19 protein-coding genes and 1 pseudogene are annotated in these 18,546 nt (G+C 72.4%); 5 read left to right on the forward strand and 15 right to left on the reverse strand.

The genetic code is table 11. The features are described 5' to 3' along the window. The 7 genes and pseudogenes from CCN72_RS40740 to CCN72_RS23315 all read right to left on the reverse strand — a co-directional run. Positions 1 to 490 (reverse strand): annotated as a pseudogene (locus CCN72_RS40740) (ATP-dependent helicase); the annotation flags it as partial. 18 nt (positions 491 to 508) lie between these two features. Next, the gene (locus CCN72_RS23290) at positions 509 to 1,096 is read right to left on the reverse strand and encodes a sugar kinase (RefSeq protein ID WP_086809274.1); all 588 of its coding nucleotides are present in this window, start codon (positions 1,094 to 1,096) and stop codon (positions 509 to 511) included. Continuing rightward, positions 1,093 to 2,238 (reverse strand): ROK family glucokinase, encoded by a 1,146-nt coding sequence (locus CCN72_RS23295; RefSeq protein WP_085567314.1) that lies wholly within the window; start codon positions 2,236 to 2,238, stop codon positions 1,093 to 1,095. Before CCN72_RS23295 ends, CCN72_RS23290 begins: the two co-directional genes overlap by 4 nt. Positions 2,239 to 2,343: 105 nt before the next feature. Next, complete coding sequence (locus CCN72_RS23300) at positions 2,344 to 3,216, reverse strand: ATP-binding cassette domain-containing protein (protein ID WP_244174407.1); 873 nt, start codon at positions 3,214 to 3,216, stop codon at positions 2,344 to 2,346. Then, entirely contained in the window at positions 3,213 to 4,289 is a 1,077-nt protein-coding gene (locus tag CCN72_RS23305; protein ID WP_086809276.1) for an ABC transporter permease, read from the reverse strand. Before CCN72_RS23305 ends, CCN72_RS23300 begins: the two co-directional genes overlap by 4 nt. Next, positions 4,286 to 5,290 carry a sugar ABC transporter substrate-binding protein gene (locus CCN72_RS23310; RefSeq protein WP_086809279.1) on the reverse strand — a complete coding sequence of 335 codons (1,005 nt, stop codon included), beginning with the start codon at positions 5,288 to 5,290 and terminating at the stop codon, positions 4,286 to 4,288. Before CCN72_RS23310 ends, CCN72_RS23305 begins: the two co-directional genes overlap by 4 nt. A gap of 234 nt (positions 5,291 to 5,524) precedes the next feature. Beyond that, positions 5,525 to 6,274, reverse strand: a complete 750-nt coding sequence (locus CCN72_RS23315) for a GntR family transcriptional regulator (RefSeq protein WP_086809281.1) — start codon at positions 6,272 to 6,274, stop codon at positions 5,525 to 5,527. A gap of 118 nt (positions 6,275 to 6,392) precedes the next feature. On the opposite strand from CCN72_RS23315, the gene CCN72_RS23320 reads away from it, so the two are divergent. Then, positions 6,393 to 7,415, forward strand: a complete 1,023-nt coding sequence (locus CCN72_RS23320; RefSeq protein ID WP_086809283.1) for a Gfo/Idh/MocA family protein — start codon at positions 6,393 to 6,395, stop codon at positions 7,413 to 7,415. 34 nt (positions 7,416 to 7,449) lie between these two features. On the opposite strand, the gene CCN72_RS23325 is transcribed toward CCN72_RS23320, so the two are convergent. From CCN72_RS23325 to CCN72_RS23335, 3 genes are all read right to left on the reverse strand, one after another. Beyond that, positions 7,450 to 8,649 (reverse strand): cytochrome P450 family protein, encoded by a 1,200-nt coding sequence (locus CCN72_RS23325; RefSeq protein ID WP_086809286.1) that lies wholly within the window; start codon positions 8,647 to 8,649, stop codon positions 7,450 to 7,452. Positions 8,650 to 8,876: 227 nt separating this feature from the next. Continuing rightward, complete coding sequence (locus tag CCN72_RS23330; RefSeq protein ID WP_085567310.1) at positions 8,877 to 9,299, reverse strand: ribonuclease domain-containing protein; 423 nt, start codon at positions 9,297 to 9,299, stop codon at positions 8,877 to 8,879. Positions 9,300 to 9,489: 190 nt separating this feature from the next. After that, complete coding sequence (locus CCN72_RS23335) at positions 9,490 to 10,068, reverse strand: TetR/AcrR family transcriptional regulator (protein WP_086809288.1); 579 nt, start codon at positions 10,066 to 10,068, stop codon at positions 9,490 to 9,492. Between the two features lie 50 nt (positions 10,069 to 10,118). Between CCN72_RS23335 and CCN72_RS23340 the strand changes: the two genes are divergently transcribed. Continuing rightward, positions 10,119 to 10,631 carry a GNAT family N-acetyltransferase gene (locus CCN72_RS23340; RefSeq protein ID WP_086809303.1) on the forward strand — a complete coding sequence of 171 codons (513 nt, stop codon included), beginning with the start codon at positions 10,119 to 10,121 and terminating at the stop codon, positions 10,629 to 10,631. Between the two features lie 39 nt (positions 10,632 to 10,670). Here the strand turns inward: CCN72_RS23340 and CCN72_RS23345 are convergent, their stop codons facing one another. The 4 genes from CCN72_RS23345 to allB all read right to left on the reverse strand — a co-directional run bounded on the left by CCN72_RS23345 (position 10,671) and on the right by allB (position 15,798). Further along, a complete protein-coding gene (locus tag CCN72_RS23345; protein ID WP_078967553.1) occupies positions 10,671 to 11,483 on the reverse strand; it encodes an AIM24 family protein in 813 nt (270 codons plus the stop codon). Positions 11,484 to 11,543: 60 nt separating this feature from the next. Beyond that, positions 11,544 to 12,872: a globin domain-containing protein gene (locus CCN72_RS23350; RefSeq protein WP_244174409.1), complete on the reverse strand. Its 1,329-nt coding sequence runs from the start codon at positions 12,870 to 12,872 to the stop codon at positions 11,544 to 11,546. 403 nt (positions 12,873 to 13,275) lie between these two features. After that, positions 13,276 to 14,391, reverse strand: coding sequence for an allantoicase (alc, locus tag CCN72_RS23355; protein WP_086809290.1), 1,116 nt, complete (start codon positions 14,389 to 14,391; stop codon positions 13,276 to 13,278). A gap of 69 nt (positions 14,392 to 14,460) precedes the next feature. Further along, positions 14,461 to 15,798 carry an allantoinase AllB gene (gene allB, locus CCN72_RS23360; RefSeq protein ID WP_086809292.1) on the reverse strand — a complete coding sequence of 446 codons (1,338 nt, stop codon included), beginning with the start codon at positions 15,796 to 15,798 and terminating at the stop codon, positions 14,461 to 14,463. A 284-nt stretch (positions 15,799 to 16,082) separates the two neighbouring features. Between allB and CCN72_RS23365 the strand changes: the two genes are divergently transcribed. Together CCN72_RS23365 and CCN72_RS23370 are read left to right on the forward strand one after the other, a co-directional pair. Next, entirely contained in the window at positions 16,083 to 16,877 is a 795-nt protein-coding gene (locus CCN72_RS23365; protein WP_086809294.1) for an IclR family transcriptional regulator, read from the forward strand. 53 nt (positions 16,878 to 16,930) lie between these two features. Beyond that, on the forward strand, positions 16,931 to 17,533 hold the full coding sequence (locus CCN72_RS23370; RefSeq protein ID WP_086809296.1) for an HD domain-containing protein: 603 nt from the start codon (positions 16,931 to 16,933) through the stop codon (positions 17,531 to 17,533). Here CCN72_RS23370 and CCN72_RS23375 read toward each other — a convergent pair. After that, positions 17,500 to 17,844, reverse strand: a complete 345-nt coding sequence (locus CCN72_RS23375) for a DUF5955 family protein (RefSeq protein WP_086809308.1) — start codon at positions 17,842 to 17,844, stop codon at positions 17,500 to 17,502. The genes CCN72_RS23370 and CCN72_RS23375 overlap by 34 nt on opposite strands. A gap of 181 nt (positions 17,845 to 18,025) precedes the next feature. On the opposite strand from CCN72_RS23375, the gene CCN72_RS23380 reads away from it, so the two are divergent. Further along, the coding region (locus CCN72_RS23380; protein WP_086809299.1) for a nucleotidyltransferase family protein at positions 18,026 to 18,546 on the forward strand (521 nt) is incomplete at its 3' end.

Consider the following 18,546-nt stretch of genomic DNA (forward strand, 5'->3'; position numbering starts at 1 on the left):
GCGGCGGCGATCGCGCGCAGATGGGCGATGTCGTCGGGCTCCAGCGGACCGGCCCGCCAGGCGTCCTGGCCGCTCGGGGTGAGACCGGGCAGCAGCCGCCCCCGGGCGACGAGTCGCAGCGCGTGCAGCGCGGCGGCGCCCCAGCAGGCGGTGGCCGGATGCGCGGCAGGGTCCCGGCGGGCACGGACCAGCAGGGGCAGGGCCTCGGCGAGCGGCAGGCNNCCGTCGTACGACGGTCAGCTCCTCGGGGTCGCCGGACGCGGCGGGCAGGGGCTCGCCCGCGGGGTCCCAGAAGGCGATACGGCCCTCGCGCGGCAGCGGCGCGGGCAGGTAGACCGCGGCCAGTCGCACGGGCACCGGGGCCTCACCGGACACCGTCCGGGAACCCGCCGTCCGCTCCGCCGCCATCATCACACCGCTCATACGTTCTGCCACCTCCCGCCCGCACATCGGATCAGACGTCTCCGACTCTACGGGCGGGGTCTGACAACCGGCCCCGGAGCAGGGGCTACGGCACCGTCCGCGACACCACGTACACCATCGGGAAGTTCGGGTCGGACATGTTCACGACCACGTCCTGGGTGGGTGCCGGGTTCTTCTGGGTGTGGGTGAGGCCGTACCAGGAGCCGGAGCCGCCGAAGGTCCAGCCGCTGACCTTGCGGTCGCGGGCGCTGACGGCGATGTCGCCCTTCTTCAGCTCGTCGCGGCGCTCGCCCATGGACTGGAGGAAGGTGTCCAGGCCGGCCGGGTTGGTGCGGAACTGCACGTACAGGCGGCTGGTCTTCCAGTTGTTGGTCTCGTACGACGCGATGCGGTCGGCGGGACGCGGAACGTTCACCTGGTAGAGGCGGCGCTGCACCTTCGACGGCCAGCCCGCGGTGAGGCCGGTCGCGGAGTACTTGTCCTCCTTGTCCTTGCCGCTGTTGCGGCTCTGGTTCGCCGAGATCACCAGATAACCGGCCGGCACACCGATGAGCAGCACGATGATCAGCAGGGTGAGCGCACGGCGCCTGGCCTTGTGGCGGGGGTCCTCGGGAGGCCGCCGCGCCGGTTGCGGCGGGGCGGCCTGGCGGGGCAGGGAGGTGGAGGCGGTCATGCGGTGTCCCGTTCGCGGCGGGCCTGGGCGTATCGCTCGTAGCGCTCGTACCGCTCGACCCGGCGGCGCTTGGCGCGCCGGAACCGGCGGGCGACCAGGCGGGCCAGGTCGGCCGCGCCCACCATGCCGGCCTCGGGGCCGAGCTGGGCGCGGGTGATACGGGCCTCGGGGCGGTAGCCGCGGCCGGTGAGATGGCGCTTGAAGGCGTCCCTGGCGGGGCCGATGAGCAGATCGTCGGCGGCCGAGACGCCGCCGCCGATGACGAAGCAGGAGGGGTCCAGGGCGGCGGCCAGGTTGGCGATGCCGACGCCGAGCCACTGGCCGATGTCCTGGAGCAGCTCCACGCACATCGCGTCGCCCTCGCGGGCCAGCTCGGTGATCATCGGCCCGGTGATGTCGCCGATGTTGCCCTTGACGTGCTCGATGATGCCGTAGGCGACCGGCGAGTCGGCCTGGGCCAGCTCGCGCGCCTCGCGGACCAGGGCGTTCCCGGAGCTGTACTGCTCCCAGCAGCCGCGGTTGCCGCACGGGCAGCGGTGGCCGCCGGGCACGACCTGCATATGGCCGAACTCGCCCGCGACACCGAACTTGCCCCGCTTGACCTGGCCGTCCTCCAGGATCGCGCCACCGATACCGGTACCCAGTGTGATCATCACCAGGTGGTCCTCGCCGCGCCCGGCGCCGAAGCGCCACTCGGCCCAGGCGGCGGTGTTGGCGTCGTTGTCCACCAGCACCGGCACGGAGAGGCGGCCGCTGAGCCGGTCGCGCAGCGGTTCGTTGCGCCAGGACAGGTGGGGGGCGAACAGGACGCGGTTGCGGTCCGCGTCGACCCAGCCGGCGGCGCCGATGCCGACCGCGTGCACGTCATGCCGGTCGGAGAGGTCCAGGACCAGCTCGACGATGGTGTCCTCGACGACCTTGGGGCTCTTCGACTTGTCCGGGGTCTCCGTGCGGAGCTTCTCCAGGATGTTGCCGTCGGCGTCCACGACGCCCGCCATCACCTTGGTGCCACCGATGTCGATGCCGACGGTGGGGACACGGGGGGCCGTCAGGTGGGACCGGCGCTCCCGGGTGCCGACCGTCCGCAGGACGGGGGCGCGGCGGGAGCCGATGGGGGCCGTGAGGTCGCGATAGGTGCTCATCGTTGGTCGATTGTGCCTCAACGACGGTAAGGGTGCCGTACAGCGAGGGCGAGGGGCGGGCGATCCCGGTGGTGTCCCGGTTGACCGCGGCGCCCCTCGGGACCCTCAGTCGCGCTGGAGTTCGTGGCGCAGGACGTCCAGGTCGGAGCCGCCGGCCATCTGCGCGGTCAGCTCGTCCAGGGTGATCTCGTCCCGTGTGTGATTGCCCACCATCGTGCCGCGGCGCAGCAGCACGAACCGGTCGCCCACCAGGTACGCGTGGTGCGGGTTGTGGGTGATCAGGACGACGCCCAGGCCCTCGTCCCGGGCGGCGGCGACGTACTTGAGGACCACACCGGACTGCTTGACGCCGAGGGCCGCGGTCGGCTCGTCCAGGACGAGGACCTTGGCGCCGAAGTGGACGGCGCGGGCGATGGCCACGCACTGGCGTTCGCCGCCGGACAGGGTGCCGATGGGCTGGTCGACGTCGCGCAGGTCGATGCCCATGCGCAGCAGCGCCTCGCGGGTGGTGCGGCGCATGAGGGCGGTGTCGAGGCGCTTGAAGGGGCCGGTGCCCTTGCGGGGCTCGGAGCCGAGGAAGAAGTTGCGCCAGACCGGCATCAGGGGCACCACGGCCAGGTCCTGGTAGACCGTGGCGATGCCCCGGTCCAGGGCGTCGCGCGGGGAGGCGAGGCGGGTCTCCTCGCCCTCGATGCTCAGGGTGCCGCCGTCGTGCTGGTGCAGTCCGGCGATCATCTTGATCAGGGTGGACTTGCCCGCGCCGTTGTCGCCGAGGACGCAGGTGATCTCGCCGGCGTGCACCTGGAGGGACACGCCGTCCAGGGCGCGCACATTGCCGTAGTGCTTGCCGACGCCGGACAGCTCGACCAGGGCGGGCGCGGCCGTCGTCGCAGCCGCCGTGGCCGCCGTCGCCGTCGTTGCCGGGGTGGTCTCGTCCGTCGTCCCGGCCGTCACGTCGTCCGTCATGTCGTCCGTCATGTCGTCGCCTCCGCGCGCTTGCGGACCCAGGCGTTGAGCAGGGTCGCGAGGAGCAGCATCGCTCCGAGGAAGAACTTGAACCAGTCGGGGTTCCACTCGGCGAAGACGATGCCCTTGCTGGTCATGCCGAAGATCAGGGCGCCCACCGCGGAGCCGACCGCGCTGCCGTAGCCGCCGGTGATCAGGCAGCCGCCGATGACGGCCGCGATGATGTAGATCAGCTCATTGCCGACGCCCTCGCCGGACTGGACGGCGTCGAAGGAGAAGAGCAGGTGCTGGCCGGAGATCCAGGCGCCGAACGCGACGCCCATGTAGAGGCCGATCTTCGTCTTGGCCACCGGCACGCCGACCGCGCGGGCCGCGTCCTCGTTGCCGCCGACCGCGAAGATCCAGTTGCCGACGCGGGTGCGCAGCAGGATCCAGGAGCCGAGGGCGACCAGGGCGAGCCACCACAGGATGGTGATCTTGAAGTCGACGCCACCGATGGTGACCGTGGAGGCGAAGACGGCGCGGGCGCTGGAGAAGCCCTGCATGTCGGCGATGGTCTTGGTGGAGACCGTGCCGTCGATCAGCTTGGTGAAGCCGAGGTTCATGCCGCACAGCATCAGGAAGGTGCCCAGCGTGATGATGAAGCTGGGCAGCTTCGTGCGGGTGAGCATGAAGCCGTTGAAGGCGCCGATGGCGAGGCTGACCAGCAGGGACACGCCGACGCCGACCCAGGTGTTCGCCGTCATCTGGTAGCTGAACATGGAGGAGATCAGCGCCGAGGACGTCACGAGGACACCGGCCGACAGATCGAACTCGCCGCCGATCATCAGCAGCGCGACCGGTACGGCCATGATCCCGATGGTCGAGGAGGCGTACAGGACGGTGCTGAGGCTGGCGGCGCGCAGGAAGCCGTCGGCGATCAGGGCGAAGAAGACGAAGACGGCGAGGGCGCCGACGACCGAGCCCAGCTCGGGGCGGGCGAGGAGCTTCTTCAGCGGGGAGGTCCGCAGGATCCGCTCATCGGCCACCGGTGTCTCGGTCTTCTGTTCGACCGCGTTCGGCCCGGCGCTCTGTCCTGCGGTCATCGGGTGCCCCGCTCGGTGTACGCGGCCAGCGTGGCCGCCTGGTCCTTGGTGATGATCTGCGGGCCGGTCAGCACCGGCTTGCCACCGCCGAGGACGTCGCCGTTGTACTTGTAGGCCCACAGCAGGTCGACCGCCTCGTACCCCTGGAGGTACGGCTGCTGGTCCACCGCGAAGCCCAGGGTGCCCTTCTGGAGCGAGGCCGCGACCTGCGCGTTGAGGTCGAAGGTGTCCACCTCGGCCTTGCTGCCCGCGTCGTTCCTCGCCTTCACGGCGGTGTCGGCGTAGGGCGCGCCGAGGGTGACGACGCTGTCCAGGGACTTGTCGGCCTGGAGCTTGGCCTCGATGGCGGACTGCACGTCGGGCATGTTCGTGCCGTTGACGTAGAGCTTCTGGAGCTTGCCCTTGAAGGTCTTGGCGACGCCGTCGCAGCGCTGCTCGTGGCCCACGTTGCCCTGCTCGTGCAGCACGCACAGGGCCTTCTTCTTGCCCCGCTCGTTCAGCTCGTCGCCGACCGCCTCGCCGGCGATGGTCTCGTCCTGGCCGATGTGGGTGAGCGCGCCGAACGCCTTGGACTCCTCCGAGCCGGAGTTGACCGTGATCACCGGGATGCCGGCCTTCTCGGCGCGCTGGACGGCGGCCTTCATGGCGTCCGGCTTCGCCAGGGTGACGATGATGCCGTCGACCTTCTTGTCGACCGCCGCGTCCACCAGCTGGGCCTGCTGCTGGGCATCGTCGTCGTGCGAGTACAGGAAGTTGATGTTGTCCTTGACGGCGGCCTGCTTGGCGCCGCTCTGCACGATGTCCCAGAAGGTGTCGCCGTCTCCCGAGTGCGTGATCATCGCGAAGGTCCAGCGGGGGGTGTTCACCGCCGCCCTGCCCTGGGCGACGGCGGCCTTGCGGGCGTCCTCGGCCCGCTTCCCGCCGGTGCTGCTGCAACCCGCGAGGCACACCGAGAGTGCCCCTGCGAGCGCCATGACTGCCCAGGTCCGAAACCGTGCCACGAGGCCGTGCCCTTCTCGCTGTCTCCAGCTGACTCTCAGCTGTCCTTGCTCCGACGTGCGGATGGGGCGGCGACCTCACCGTCGGTGTGTCCCGGCGGCGACCTCACCAGCCCCAAACACTTCAGTATCGGTCACCGGGGTGGGCGGGCGGACGGCCGGGGAGGAGATTCCGGTCACCTTGTCCGGACAATGCGACGAACGCCGACCCGGCGATACGACGGACGACCGGTGCGATCAGGGCCGTACGAGCAGCTGGAACTCGAAGGCGTAGCGGCTCGGGCGGTAGGTGTGGTCGCCGTACTCGACCGTGCGCCCTGTGTCGTCGTAGGTGGTGCGGCACATGGTGAGCAGCGGGGCGCCGTCGGCCTCGCCGAGCCGCTCGGCCTCCATGGCGGTGGCGCCGCGGGCGCCGATCGACTGGCGGGCGCTGTGCAGGGTGATCCCGGCGGCGCGCAGCAGCCGGTACAGGCCGGTCGCCTCCAGCTGGGCGGTGTCCAGGTCGAGCAGCCCTGGGGGCAGATGGTTGATCAGGTAGGCGATGGGCTCGCCGTGCGCGAGCCGGAGCCGTTCGACGCGGTGGACGTCGGTGCCCTCGGTGACACCGAGCGCCGCCGCGAGCTCGGCGGTGGCCGGGACGACCGTGTTGACCAGGACCTTCGTCGTGGGGCGCTGGCCCGCCGCCGCCAGGTCGTCGTAGAGGCTGCTCAGTTCCAGCGGGCGCCTGACCCTGCTGTGCACGACCTGGGTGCCGACGCCCCGGCGGCGCACCAGCAGCCCCTTGTCGACCAGGGACTGGATGGCCTGGCGGACGGTGGGGCGGGACAGGCCGAGCCGCGCGGCCAGTTCGATCTCGTTGCCCAGCAGGCTCCCGGGGGTCAGGCTTCCGTGCTCGATCGCGGCCTCCAGCTGCTGGGACAGCTGGAAGTACAGCGGCACCGGCGAACCCCGGTCCACGCGGAGTTCGAGCGCGACGGTCGGGTCCACAGCTGGTTTCGGCACGGGCCCGAGCGTAGCCGGGTGCGCAGTTGACGGGAAGTCGTGAAGTCCGGTTGTCCTGACATACGAATTGACAGGGGCCGGGGCGCGCCGTCACTTTGTTTCCATGCGCATCGGGGTCATCGGTACGGGCCGCATCGGCACCCTTCACGCGAACACGCTCAGCCGTCATCGCGAGGTCGGCTCGCTGATCCTGACGGACGCCGATCCGGCGCGGGCGCAGCGGCTCGCGCACCGGCTGGGCGAGACGGCGGCGCCGGGGGTGGACGAGATCTTCCGCTGGGGCGTGGACGCGGTGGTGATCACCACGGCGACCGCGGCCCACGCCGAGCTGATCGGCCGGGCGGCACGCTCGGGTCTGCCGGTCTTCTGCGAGAAGCCGATCGCCCTGGACCTGCCGGGCACGCTCCAGGCGCTCGCCGAGGTCGCGGCGGCCGGCACGGTGCTCCAGATGGGCTTCCAGCGCCGCTTCGACGCCGGGTACGCCGGGGCGCGCGCGGCGGTGCGCGCCGGGCGGCTCGGCCGGCTGCACACCGTACGGGCCCTGACCTGCGACCAGTCCCCGCCCCCCGCCGAGTGGCTGCGGCCGTCCGGCGGGCTGTTCCGGGACACGCTCATCCATGACTTCGACATCCTGCGCTGGGTGACGGGCCGGGAGGTCGATGACGTCTACGCGACCGGTTCGGACGCGGGCCCCGCGATGTTCCGCGAGGCCGACGATGCCTGTACGGGCGCGGCGCTGCTCACCCTGGACGACGGCACCCTGGCCACCATGACCGCGACCCGCACCAACGGCGCGGGCTACGACGTCCGGATGGAGCTGGCCGGGGAGCGGGACACGGTGGTGGTCGGACTGGACGACCGCACCCCGCTCGCCTCCACCGAACCGACCGGACCACCGCCCGCGGACAAGCCCTGGACCGGCTTCCTGGAACGCTTCGCGCCCGCGTACGAGGCCGAGCTGTGCGCCTTCGTGGAGGTGCTGCACGGTACTCGCGCCAACCCCTGCGACGGGCGGGAGGCCCTCCAGGCGCTGCGGATCGCCGAGGCGTGCGAGGTCTCGCGGCGGGAGCGGCGGGCGGTGGCGATGACGGAGATTCCGACGGCGCCGGAGTCCGGGGCCGGCTGAGCCCCGGCGGCTCCACCGGCGCACCCCGGCGGCTCTACCAGCGCACCGGCAGGGTCCGCAGCCCGCGCATCAGCATGCCCGGCAGCCACTCGTCGTGCGGGCCGTCCAGGGCGAGACCGGGGGCGCGGTCCAGCAGGGTGGCGAGGGCGATACGGCCCTCCAGGCGGGCCAGGGGCGCTCCCAGGCAGTAGTGGAGGCCGTGCCCGAAGGCGAGGTGGCCGCGGGTGTCGCGGCGGATGTCGAAGCGGTCGGGGGCGGGGAAGCGGGCGCCGTCGCGCTGGGCGGCGGTGAGGCCGATCATCACGTGTTCGCCCTGCTCGACGCGGACGCCGCCGATGTCCAGCGGCTCGGCCGCGTACCGGAACGTGGCGTTCTCCACCGGGCCCTCCCAGCGCAGCGTCTCCTCGACCGCGCCGTCGATCAGGCTCATGTCGGCGCGCAGGGCGGCGAGTTGGTCGGGGTGGGTGAGCAGGGCGAGGACGCCGTTGCCGATCAGGTTGACCGTGGTCTCATGGCCGGCGATGAGCAACAGGAAGGCCATGCCGCGCAGTTCCTCGGGCGAGAGCCGGTCACCGTCCTCGGCGGTGGTGCGGACCAGGTCGCCGAGGAGGTCGCCGGTGACCCCGGAGCGGCGCTTGTCCTCGATCAGTTCGGTGAGGTACGCGCCGAGCCGGGCCATCGCCTCGCGCTCGGACCCCGGGTCGGTCGGGGCGACCACCTGGGTGGAGATCTTGCGGAACTCGGTGCGGTCCATCTCGGGGACGCCGAGCAGTTCGCAGATGACGGTGAGGGGCAGCGGGTAGGCGAGGGCGGCGATGAGGTCGGCGCGGCCGGTGCTGCCCGCCGACAGCATCTCGTCCAGCAGTTCGTCCGTGATCCGCTGGATGCGCGGCCGCAGTTGTTCGACCCGGCGCATGGTGAAGGCCCGGGTGACGAGGGCGCGCAGCCGGGTGTGCTGGGGCGGGTCGGTGGCCAGCAGATCCCTGCCGATCAGCTCATGGTCGAGGAAGGTCACGCCGATCTTCGTGCCGTCCTTGGCGAGCCGGGGGTCGGCGAGGGCGGCGCGCGCCTCCTCGTACCCGACGACGAGCCAGGTCTCGTAGTCCTCGTCCGCATGGGGTATCCGGATCCGGTGCACCGGGCCGCGCTCGCGCAGCATGGCGTACACCGGATGCGGGTCGCGCCGCAGCGCGTCCCCGAACTCCCCCAGATCCACTGTCTTTCGCCGGTCCATGACTCCCCTTCCGGACTCCCCCGAGGCCGACCGGGCGCATCCCGGTGCCTGGAGAACGCGCGGGGCGCGAGCCGGGTGCCCGGGCTCGCGGAAATTCCTTACGGGGAGCGGGAGATGGCCGAAAAGGACGTGCCGGGCGCCGGATACGACTCGCCCCGCGGCCGTCGGGTGGGGGTGGGGGCCGCGGGGCGAGGCTCGGTGTGGATCACATGCGGATCAGCCGTGGTTCAGCAGTCGAAGTCGATCAGGTCGAACGTCTCGTAGTGGTCGGAGGTGTAGTAGTCCTCCTGGCTGCGCTCACCGGTGACGATGCGGCGGGTGCCGCGGGTGGGGGCGCCGGGGGTCACCACGGTGTACTCGTGGTAGTAGCCGGAGGACTGGCTGGGCAGGACGCCCTCACGGTTGGAGAAGACCGTGCCGTCCTGCGAATAGGGGTAGGGGCCGCCCTTGGCGATGAGGTCGAGGGTGTCGTCGGCCTGCGGCGGCAGGGTGCTGTGGCAGATGCTGCCGACGGAGGCCGCGGAGACCACGGACGTGGCGGAGACGACGGACGCGTTCGCCGTGGTGGCGGAGACGGTGCCGCCGGCGAGGAGTGCGGACAGGACTGCGGCTGCTGCGCCGATACGAGCGGCGCGTGGGGGGATACGCATGACGCCATGATGACGCGCGTAGACAAGGACATGTCAACGACAAGGCCGTGGAATTCCCCCTCAAGTAACCGTGTTTTTCAACCAGTTCACCTTCCTCCTCGGGACACCCACAGGACGGGCACAGGGTGGTCACCGCAGGCCTGGAGCGAGCCCGGCGCGCGCCTGGCGCGAGCCCGGTTGTGCGCCGGGGTCACTCCCCCTCCGCCAGCAGGGCGTGCACCGCCGCGCTCGTCCGTTCCAGGTCGCCGGTGGCGAGGAGGTCCAGCAGGGCGCCCCTGAGGGTGGCGAGCACGAGGGTGCGCCGGGCCAGGCCCGCTTCGGTGTCACGCACCTCGGGGCGCTGGCCGGCGGCGAGCAGGTCGAGCCAGTCCTCGACCGTGTCGCTCGCGAATCCGGCCCAGGGGCCGTGGGGCTCCACGAGGGAGCGGGCGTAGCTCTCGACCCAGAGCGTCAGCAGCCCGCGGTGGGCGTCCTCGGACAGCCACCGCCACAGCTCGCGGGCGACCGGCCCCAGCCCCGCCGCCGGATCGCGCTCGGCCGCGAGCCGTCGTACGGCGGCCAGCTCATCGGCTCTGGCCCGCGCCAGCAGGGCCCGGACCAGGCCGTCCTTGCTGCCGAACAGATACAGCAGCACCCGCGGGGAGGACTTGATCTCCGCCGCGAGCGGGCGCAGGGACAGATCGGCCAGGCCGCTGCGCAGCGCGTGGGCGTACGCCGCTTCCAGCAGTTCCTGCCGTCGCGGAGAAGGGGTTGCTTCGGATCGGGCCACCCGGGTTAGTGTACTGAAACAGTCGTTTCAGTGAGAGGTGGGTGGTCCTGATGGCGACGGAACACGCGACCGCGGAACGCGAGGTGGTCGTCCGTCCGCTCGGCCGGCCCGGGGACCTGGGCTGGGCGGTGATGGCGCACGGCGAGCTCTACGAGCGGGAGTTCGACTGGGACGCGGACTTCGAGGCGCTGGTCGCCCGGATCGTCGCCGACCACACCCGTGCGCCGGGGGCGGGGCCGCGGGCGGCCTGGATCGCCGAGGTCGACGGGGTACGGGCCGGCTGCGTCTTCTGCGCGCCCGGCGACGAGGAGGGCACCGCGAAGCTGCGCCTGCTGCTGGTGGACCCCGCGGCGCGCGGGCTCGGGCTCGGCACCCGCCTGGTGGAGGAATGCCTGCGCCACGCGCGCGAGGCCGGGTGCGGGGCGATCACGCTGTGGACGAACGACGTACTGAAGACGGCGCGCCGCATCTACGAGGCGCACGGCTTCGAGCTGGTCGCGGCGCAGGCCCATCACAGCTTCGGCCACGACCTCGTCGGCCAGACATGGCGACGCGCTCTGTGACGTCCCTCCGCGCGGGCTCCGCGCGAGGGAGCCCGGGGCTCACCCCGCGTGCGTGGAGAACAGGCCGCCCGTCGGACCCTGCTTGTCGCCGCCCTGGGCCTTCTTCAAAGCGTTGGCCAGGCTCTCGATGGTCAGGGACTGGAGGATGACCCGGCCGTTGCCCTCCAGGGTGGCCAGGGAGAGGCCCTCGCCGCCGAAGACGGCGTTCATGATGCCCTGGCGGTTGAGGCCGCCGACGCGCTGGACGCCGTACTGGATGCCCTCCTCGAAGGCGACCACGCAGCCGGTGTCCACCTCGATGCGGCCGCCGAAGTCGGCCGGGTTCAGGTCGATGAAGTTGCCCGCGCCCGCGATGATCACGGTGCCGTGACCGGTGAACTTCTCCAGGACGAAGCCCTCGCCGCCGCTCATGCCCGTACGGCCGCCGGCGAAGGCGATGCCGAACTCCACCGAGGACTCGGCGGCCACGAAGGCGTCCTTCTCGGCGAACCAGGCGCGCCGGCCGTCGAGTTCCAGCGCGCGCATCTCGCCGGGGAGCACGCCCGCGAAGCCGACCGTGCCCTGGCCGCCCTGCGCGGTGAAGTACTGGAAGGCCAGGGACTCACCGGCGAGCATCCGCTGGCCCACCTGCATGGCGGTGCCCATGGCCTGGCGCAGCATGCCGCCCATGCCACCGCTGCCGCCGCCCTGCTGCCCGCCGCTCCCGGAGGGGCCGGACAGCCGGGTCTCCATGGTCACGTTCGTGGTCTTGAACAGGAACTTCCCGGCCTCGCAGTACACGGTCTGGCCGGGGTTCAGGTTGACGACCGCCATCTGCATGGCGTTGCCGACGATCTCTTGCTGAAGGGTCACGCCCAAAAGAACGCGTCAGGAGGGGGTAAGAGTTCCGGCACCGCACGCGCGTGGCGCGGCTCACCCTCCGGTGATCGCCACCGGTGCCCCGGCCCTGGACGGTCGCGCGGCCGGGGGCAGGGTGCCGTCGACCGGGTCGTGGTGGATGCGGTCCGGCGGCAGGGACAGTGCGGTCAGGCCGTACACCGTGGCGGTGACCATCATGGGCGGGCCGCTGACGTAGGCGGTGTGGCCGGACCAGTCGCCGCGCCGGGCCACCGCGTCGGCCACCGAGCCGCTCTCGGCGGCGCCGGACTCCTCGCCGATCACCGGGACGACGCGCAGCCAGGAGCAGTTCTTCTCCAGGCGGGCGAGGGCGGCGGTGTCGTACAGCTCGTCCAGGGTGCGCGCGCCCACGAACAGGTGGGTGCCGCGGTGCAGGGGGCGCCGGGACAGCTCTTCGAGCAGGGCGCGGGCGGTGGCCCAGCCGGTGCCGCCGGCCACGATCAGGACGTCCCGCGCGGGGTCGCCGTCCAGGACCATGGAGCCCTGGGCGGGGCCGAGGCGGAGCCGGTCACCGGCGCGGGTCCGGGTGACCAGCGCGTCACTGACACCGCCGGGGGCGGTACGGCGGACATGGAACTCCAGTTCGCCGTCGGGGCGGGGCGCGCAGGCGATCGAGTACGGCCGCCAGGTCAGCGGCAGCAGCGGGGTCTGGATCCGGGTGTACTGCCCGGCCTGGTAGGGAAACGGTTCCGCGGGGCGTACCCGGAGCACCGCGAGGTCGGGGCCGCGCAGCTCGTGGGCGGTCACCGTGGCGTTCCAGTACGGCGGTTCGGCGAGCGCCCCGGCCGCGCCGTCCACCATGGCCCCGACCGCGAAGCGCACCATGCGCAGCCACGCCTGCTCCAGCTCCTCGCTCCAGCGTGCGCCCGCGCTGCGCCGCAGGGCCTCGGCGAGCGCCTGCTCGAACACCTCGAAGTGCACGGGCTGGACGCCGAGTTTGCGGTGGTCGCGGCCGAGCCGGGCGCAGAAGTCGGCCACCTCCCGCGGCTGGTCGAGGTGTTCGATCAGATACCAGAAGGCCCGTTCCAGGTGGACCCGCTGGAAGTCCATGGAGTCGGGGAAGAGCGAGCGCAGATAGGGGTGGCGTTCGAACATGGCGTCGTAGAGGTGCCCGATGAGCTTGCCGAAGGGGGTGACCAGCGGCAGTTGGCGGGTGATGACCTGCTGGTCGGCGGCGCCGTCGTACGGCTGTCCGTGGGCCTTTCGCGCGGCGCTCGCCCAGGGGCCCGCGCCCGGGTCCGGGCGGGCGGACGGGGACAGGAGCTGCTGGCGCAGGCGCATCGCGTCCCGCCGGGCGAGGAGTGCGTGGTACTCATCGTGGCCGTCGCTGCTGGTGGTGTTCACGGACTGGCTCTCTCCCTGCGGTTCCTCGCGCGCCGCCCGCCCGTGCCCGGCCCCGTACCCGGCGGTCGTCGGCGCGCACTCTCGGCGCCGTCTTCGCGTGGACCGCGCGGTGCGCCGGGTCACGGGCACCGCGCAACTCCCCGGCGCCGTGGGCGGGTTCACCGCTGGAAGAAGACGAACGGCGGTGGACCGTGCCCCACGGCGCCGGAGGTCCGGCCGGAAGACGAGCCAGTATTGCACCGCGGGCGCGATGCCGTCCGGCCCCCCGCGAAGGGGCCGTTCGGCCCTGTACACCCCCTGCCACCTGCTGATTCGCTGTACGGGCGGCACGCACCGCGGACAGCACGAGGGGCGGGCGCCCGCCTCCCCGCGGAGCCCGCCCCTCGATCCGCGTGACGGCGTGTCAGCCGCCCAGTTCCTGGTGCCGCGCGGCCAGTTCGGCCGCGCCGGTCTCGGTCGGGGCGCCGTACAGGCGCAGCCGGGAGATGCCGCCGTCGGGGTAGATGTCGATGCGCGCATGGGTGCCGACGGCCGCTTCCGGCAGCACGAACCGGTGGTTGGTGTCGGGCTGGAGGCGGGTGCGGGGCAGGATCTCGCGCCACTCGCCGTCCTCGCCGTCGCGCACCGAGACCGATGCCCAGCCGGCGCTGTTGCCCTTGAGATACGCGGTGTCGATCTCGACGGCGCCGATCCGGGACTGGGTGACGAGCCGGTAGCGGATCCAGTCGTGGCCCCGGTCGCGGCGGCGCCGGGTCTCCCAGCCGTCGTCCATCTTGCGGGAACGGCCGGGCTGGATGGTGTTGGTGGCCGGGGAGTAGAAGCGGTCGGAGGCGTCCTCGACGCTGCCGCCGTTCTCCAGCGCGACCACGTCGAAGGTACCGAGCGCCGCCAACCACGCGGGATCCGGGGCGACTTCGCCGTACACGCGCAGCCGGGCGATGCCGCCGTCGGGGTGCTGGTTGACGCGCAGATGGGTGAAGCGCTGCTCCAGGGAGACGGCGAAGCCGTTGGCGGCGTGGCCGCCGACGGGGGTGCGCGGAACGAGGGTCGTCCACTTCACGTCGTCGCCGAGGAGCTGCTCGGGCGAGGGCGAGCCGGGGACCGAGGCGGCCTCGACGGAGACGGCCTGCGGGTAGTTGCCGCGGAAGTGGGCGGTGTCCACGACGATGCCGCGGATCACCCCGGGGGCGCCGAGGCGGACCAGCGCCCAGTCGTGGTCCTCGGCGGTGGGCCAGGGGTCCTCGGTGGCGGCGCCGCGCCGGCGGCGGGTCTCCCAGCCGTCCATGATCTTGCCCTTGTGCCCGAAGTGCTCGGGGTCGAACTCGGCGCGCTCGGGCACCAGCAGGTTCTCGCGCTGGGCGAAGAACTCGTCGTTGGCGGCGACGACACCGGCGCCGAGGCGGCGGTCGGCGAGGTTGGCGTACTGGGTGAAGGGGAAGTCGGCGGTGCGGTAGTCGGCGTACGGGTCACCGCCTCCGTAGGGGTTCGCGTCGCCGGTAAAACCTGGTGTCGCCGTCACGGTGATCAGTGGTTCCTCTCGGGAGTCGGCCGGATGGGTCCTCGGGATGCCCCGGAGGCGGGGCGTGGCTCAGGGGCGGTCGAGCAGCGTGCCCTTCGGCGGGGTGAACTCGCCGTCGGCGACGATGCGTTCGCCGCGCAGCCAGGTGGATCTGACGACGCCGTGCAGGGTGCGGCCCGCGTACGCGGTGACCCGGTTGCGGTGCTGGAGTCCCGCCGGGTCGACGGTGAAGGTCTCCTCGGGCGCGAGGACCGCGAAGTCGGCGTCGCGGCCGGGGGCGATGGCGCCCTTGCGGGCGTCGAGTCCGACGAGGGCGGCGGTGCGCGCGGACATCCAGCGCACGACGTCGTCCAGGGTGTGGCCGCGCCTGCGGGCCTCGGTCCACACGGCGGAGAGGCTGAGCTGGAGGCCGGAGATGCCGCCCCAGGCGGTGGCGAAGTCGGCGGTCTTGAGGTCGGCCGTGGAGGGCGAGTGGTCGGTGACGACGCAGTCGATGGTGCCGTCGGCGAGCGCGGCCCACAGCAGGTCCTGGTTGGCGGCCTCGCGGATCGGCGGGCAGCACTTGAACTCGCTGGCGCCGTCGGGGACTTCCTCGGCGGTGAGGGTGAGGTAGTGCGGGCAGGTCTCCACGGTGATCCGGACGCCGGCGGCGCGGGCGGCGCGGATCAGCGGCAGCGCGTCACTGGAGGACAGATGCAGGACGTGCACCCGGGCGTCCAGGCGGCGGGCGTGGGCGATCAGCGCGGCGATGGCGGTGTCCTCGGCGTCGCGGGGACGCGAGGCGAGGAAGTCGGCGTAGCGGGGGCCGCCGTGCTGGGGGGCGGCGGCCAGGTGGTGCGGGTCCTCGGCGTGCACGATCAGCAGTCCGCCGAAGCCGGCGATCTCCGCGAGCGAGCGGGCGAGTTGCTTCTGGTCGAGGTGCGGGAACTCGTCCACGCCGGACGGGGACAGGAACGCCTTGAAGCCGAAGACGCCGGCGTCGTGCAGCGGGCGCAGGTCCTTGACGTTGCCGGGCAGGGCGCCGCCCCAGAAGCCGACGTCGATGTGCGCCTTGTCCCGGGCCACGTCCCGCTTGATCCGCAGATGCTCCACGGTGGTGGTCGGCGGCAGGGAGTTCAGCGGCATGTCGACGAGGGTGGTGATGCCGCCGGCGGCCGCGGCGCGGGTGGCGGTCCAGAAGCCCTCCCACTCGGTACGGCCCGGGTCGTTGACGTGCACATGGGTGTCGACCAGACCTGGCAGCAGCGCGTCGTCGCCGACGTCCACCAGGCGCGCGCCGGCCGGGATCCCGGTGTCGTACGGCAGTACGGCCGTGATCGTCCCGGCGGCCACGGTGACCGCGGCGGCCCGTGTCCCCTCCGGGGTGATGACGCGCGTCGAGCGCAGCACCAGTTCAGCGTCGGACACCCGGACCCCTTTCTGTACCGCCGTCGGACGCCCGGACTTCACGCCCGAGGAACGGGATATACAGCCACGAAACGGATTTCAACGTTCTGTTGAAGGAGTCTTCACTCCCGGTTCGGCGTCGTCAAGGGGCGCCCACTCGGCGGCGGACGGAAGGAGGACACCCTGGACGTTTCCACAAAGCGGAATTAGAATTCCAGCAAGCAGAACGTAGCTCCGTACAAGCGGGGAGTCAACCGTCCGCCGGGTAGGCTGCTGCCCTCCGTTCGTCCCGAAAGGAACGTGCCGTGCCCACGTCGAGCGCCAGCACCCCCGAATCCGCCAAGGCCTCCGGCGGTGGCGGGGTCCAGTCCCTTGAGCGCGCCTTCGACCTGCTGGAACGGATGGCGGACGCGGGCGGCGAAGTGGGCCTCAGCGAACTGTCCGCGACCAGCGGGCTGCCGCTGCCCACCATCCACCGGCTGATGCGCACCCTGGTCGCCTGCGGCTATGTGCGCCAGCAGCCCAACCGGCGCTACGCGCTCGGCCCCCGGCTGATCCGGCTCGGCGAGTCGGCGTCCCGACTGCTGAGCACCTGGGCACGGCCGTATCTCGCACGGCTCGTGGAGGAGACCGGCGAGACCGCGAACATGGCGCTGCTGGACGGCGACGAGATCGTGTACGTGGCACAGGTGCCCTCCAAGCACTCGATGCGGATGTTCACCGAGGTCGGCCGGCGGGTGCTGCCGCACTCCACGGGCGTCGGCAAGGCGCTGCTCTCGGCGGTGCCGGACGGCGAGGTGCGGGCGCTGCTTGGCCGTACCGGGATGCCCGCGGCGACGGACCGGACCATCACCACGCCGGAGGGGTTCCTCGAGGCGCTGGCGGAGGTACGGCGCCAGGGGTACGCCGTGGACGACAACGAGCAGGAGATCGGGGTGCGCTGCCTCGCCGTCTGCGTGCCGGACTCCCCGACGGCCGCGGCGATCTCCATCTCGGGTCCGGCGGGCCGGGTGACCGAGGACGCGACGGACAAGATCGTGCCGGTGCTCCAGCAGGTCGCGATCGAGCTGTCCCGGTCGCTGGCGAGCTCCGGCGCGTAGGCCCTGCCGAGCACCGGCGCCGCCCGTTCGGCCGCCGGGAAGGGGAGTCACCGATGGGAGAACCCGGGCCGCGCGAGCTGTTCGACGCCATCGCCCACACCGCCCGGCTCCGCGAGGTCGAGCGGCACAACAACGCCACCCCGGACCGCAGGGAGAGCGTCGCCGAGCACTCCTGGCATCTGGCGCTGGTCTGCTGGCTGCTGCACGGCGAGTTCGAGCGGGAGAGCGGCCGGTCGCTGGACCTGGCGCGGATGATGAAGATGTGCCTGATGCACGACCTGGTGGAGATCGACACCGGAGACCCCTCGGCCTGGAGTCCCGGCGACCGGGCGGAGAAGGCGCGGCGGGAAGAGGCCGTCGCGCTGCGGCGGTTCGGCGCGCTGCCCGGTCCGCTGGCCGACGAGTTCCTGGACCTGTGGCACGAGTACGAGCGGGGGGTCACCGCCGAGGCGCGTCTGGTGCGCGGGGTGGACCGGCTCAACCCGGCCCTGATGCGCCTGCTCACCGGTCAGGGCTGGCACGATGTGCCGGCCGACGCCGAGGCGCTGGACCGGCTCCAGCTGCCCCGGGTGGCGGTGAGCGAGACGCTGACCGCGCTGTACCGGCGTGTCCGCGAAGAGGCTCAGGAGCGGGGGCTGTTCGCGTCGGAGGAGTGATCCGGGCGGGGCCGTGACTCCTGGCCCCGGCGCGCGGGGGCCCCGAACAGGTCCACCGCCGCCCTGACCGCCCGCAGCGCCCCCGACAGGGCGCTCATCGAGCCGATGGCGCCCGCGAGGACCAGCAGGGAGCCGCGCAGCCGGGGTATCTCCGGGACGCCCTCGCAGGTCATGGCGGCGAGCGCGGCCAGTTCCTCCTCCGCTGTCGCACGGTCCGGGAAGTCCGTGCGCAGGGCGGCCAGTTCGCGGCGTAAGCGGGACACCGCCGTGCGCAGCTCCGTCACCCTCGGGTCCTCTTCACCGCCGGTCACCGGCCCCTGCACCAAGCTCCGCAAAGCAGCCCTCCCCAGGCAGCCACGCCGTCGTGCGCGGGCCAGTAAACGCCACCCGGCCCGGCGAGCGCCATGGGGCATGCCGAAAATCAGCCCGGGGATTCCTGGAAGTCAGCCCGGGATTCCGGAAAGCCGGGCCGCCGTCGGGTATGCAGGAGCCATGACGGACATCGAGGACCCCACCACGGAGGTCGCCGGTCTGGTGCTGGCCGCCGGGGGCGGCAGACGGCTCGGCGGGCGGCCCAAGGCACTGCTGGAACACCGGGGGCGACCCCTGGTCGAGCACGCGGTGGGGGTGCTGCGGGCGGCCGGCGTCGGGCGGATCCATGTCGTGCTGGGCGCGCGGGCCGAGGAGGTGCGCGAGCGGGCGGACCTGGGCGACTGCGTCCTGATCGACAACCCGCGCTGGGCCGAGGGCATGAGCTCCTCGCTGCGCACGGGACTCGCCGCGCTCGCCCGGACGGACGCACGGGCGGCCCTGGTCTTCCTGGTCGACCAGCCGGGCATCGGACCCGAGGCGGTGGCGCGGGTCCTTCGGGCGTACGACGGCGAGAACGCGCTGGTCTCGGCGGCCTACGACGGCACGCGCGGGCATCCGGTGCTGTTCGGGGCGGCCCACTGGGCGGGGATCGCGGCGGCCGCCACCGGGGACCGGGGCGCCCGCGCCTATCTGAAGGCCCA

Origin of the sequence: Streptomyces murinus, from assembly GCF_002154555.1 — a bacterium.
Classification (GTDB): domain Bacteria; phylum Actinomycetota; class Actinomycetes; order Streptomycetales; family Streptomycetaceae; genus Streptomyces; species Streptomyces murinus.

What these genes read in the sequence shown, in the direction of transcription:
- CCN72_RS23290 (WP_086809274.1), bottom strand. Translation starts at nt 1,096, where the DNA reads ATGACCGCCTCCACCTCCCTGCCCCGCCAGGCCGCCCCGCCGCAACCG.
- CCN72_RS23295 (WP_085567314.1), bottom strand. Translation starts at nt 2,238, where the DNA reads ATGAGCACCTATCGCGACCTCACGGCCCCCATCGGCTCCCGCCGCGCC.
- CCN72_RS23300 (WP_244174407.1), bottom strand. Translation starts at nt 3,216, where the DNA reads ATGACGGACGACATGACGGACGACGTGACGGCCGGGACGACGGACGAG.
- CCN72_RS23305 (WP_086809276.1), bottom strand. Translation starts at nt 4,289, where the DNA reads ATGACCGCAGGACAGAGCGCCGGGCCGAACGCGGTCGAACAGAAGACC.
- CCN72_RS23320 (WP_086809283.1), top strand. Translation starts at nt 6,393, where the DNA reads ATGCGCATCGGGGTCATCGGTACGGGCCGCATCGGCACCCTTCACGCG.
- CCN72_RS23325 (WP_086809286.1), bottom strand. Translation starts at nt 8,649, where the DNA reads ATGGACCGGCGAAAGACAGTGGATCTGGGGGAGTTCGGGGACGCGCTG.
- CCN72_RS23330 (WP_085567310.1), bottom strand. Translation starts at nt 9,299, where the DNA reads ATGCGTATCCCCCCACGCGCCGCTCGTATCGGCGCAGCAGCCGCAGTC.
- CCN72_RS23340 (WP_086809303.1), top strand. Translation starts at nt 10,119, where the DNA reads ATGGCGACGGAACACGCGACCGCGGAACGCGAGGTGGTCGTCCGTCCG.
- CCN72_RS23370 (WP_086809296.1), top strand. Translation starts at nt 16,931, where the DNA reads ATGGGAGAACCCGGGCCGCGCGAGCTGTTCGACGCCATCGCCCACACC.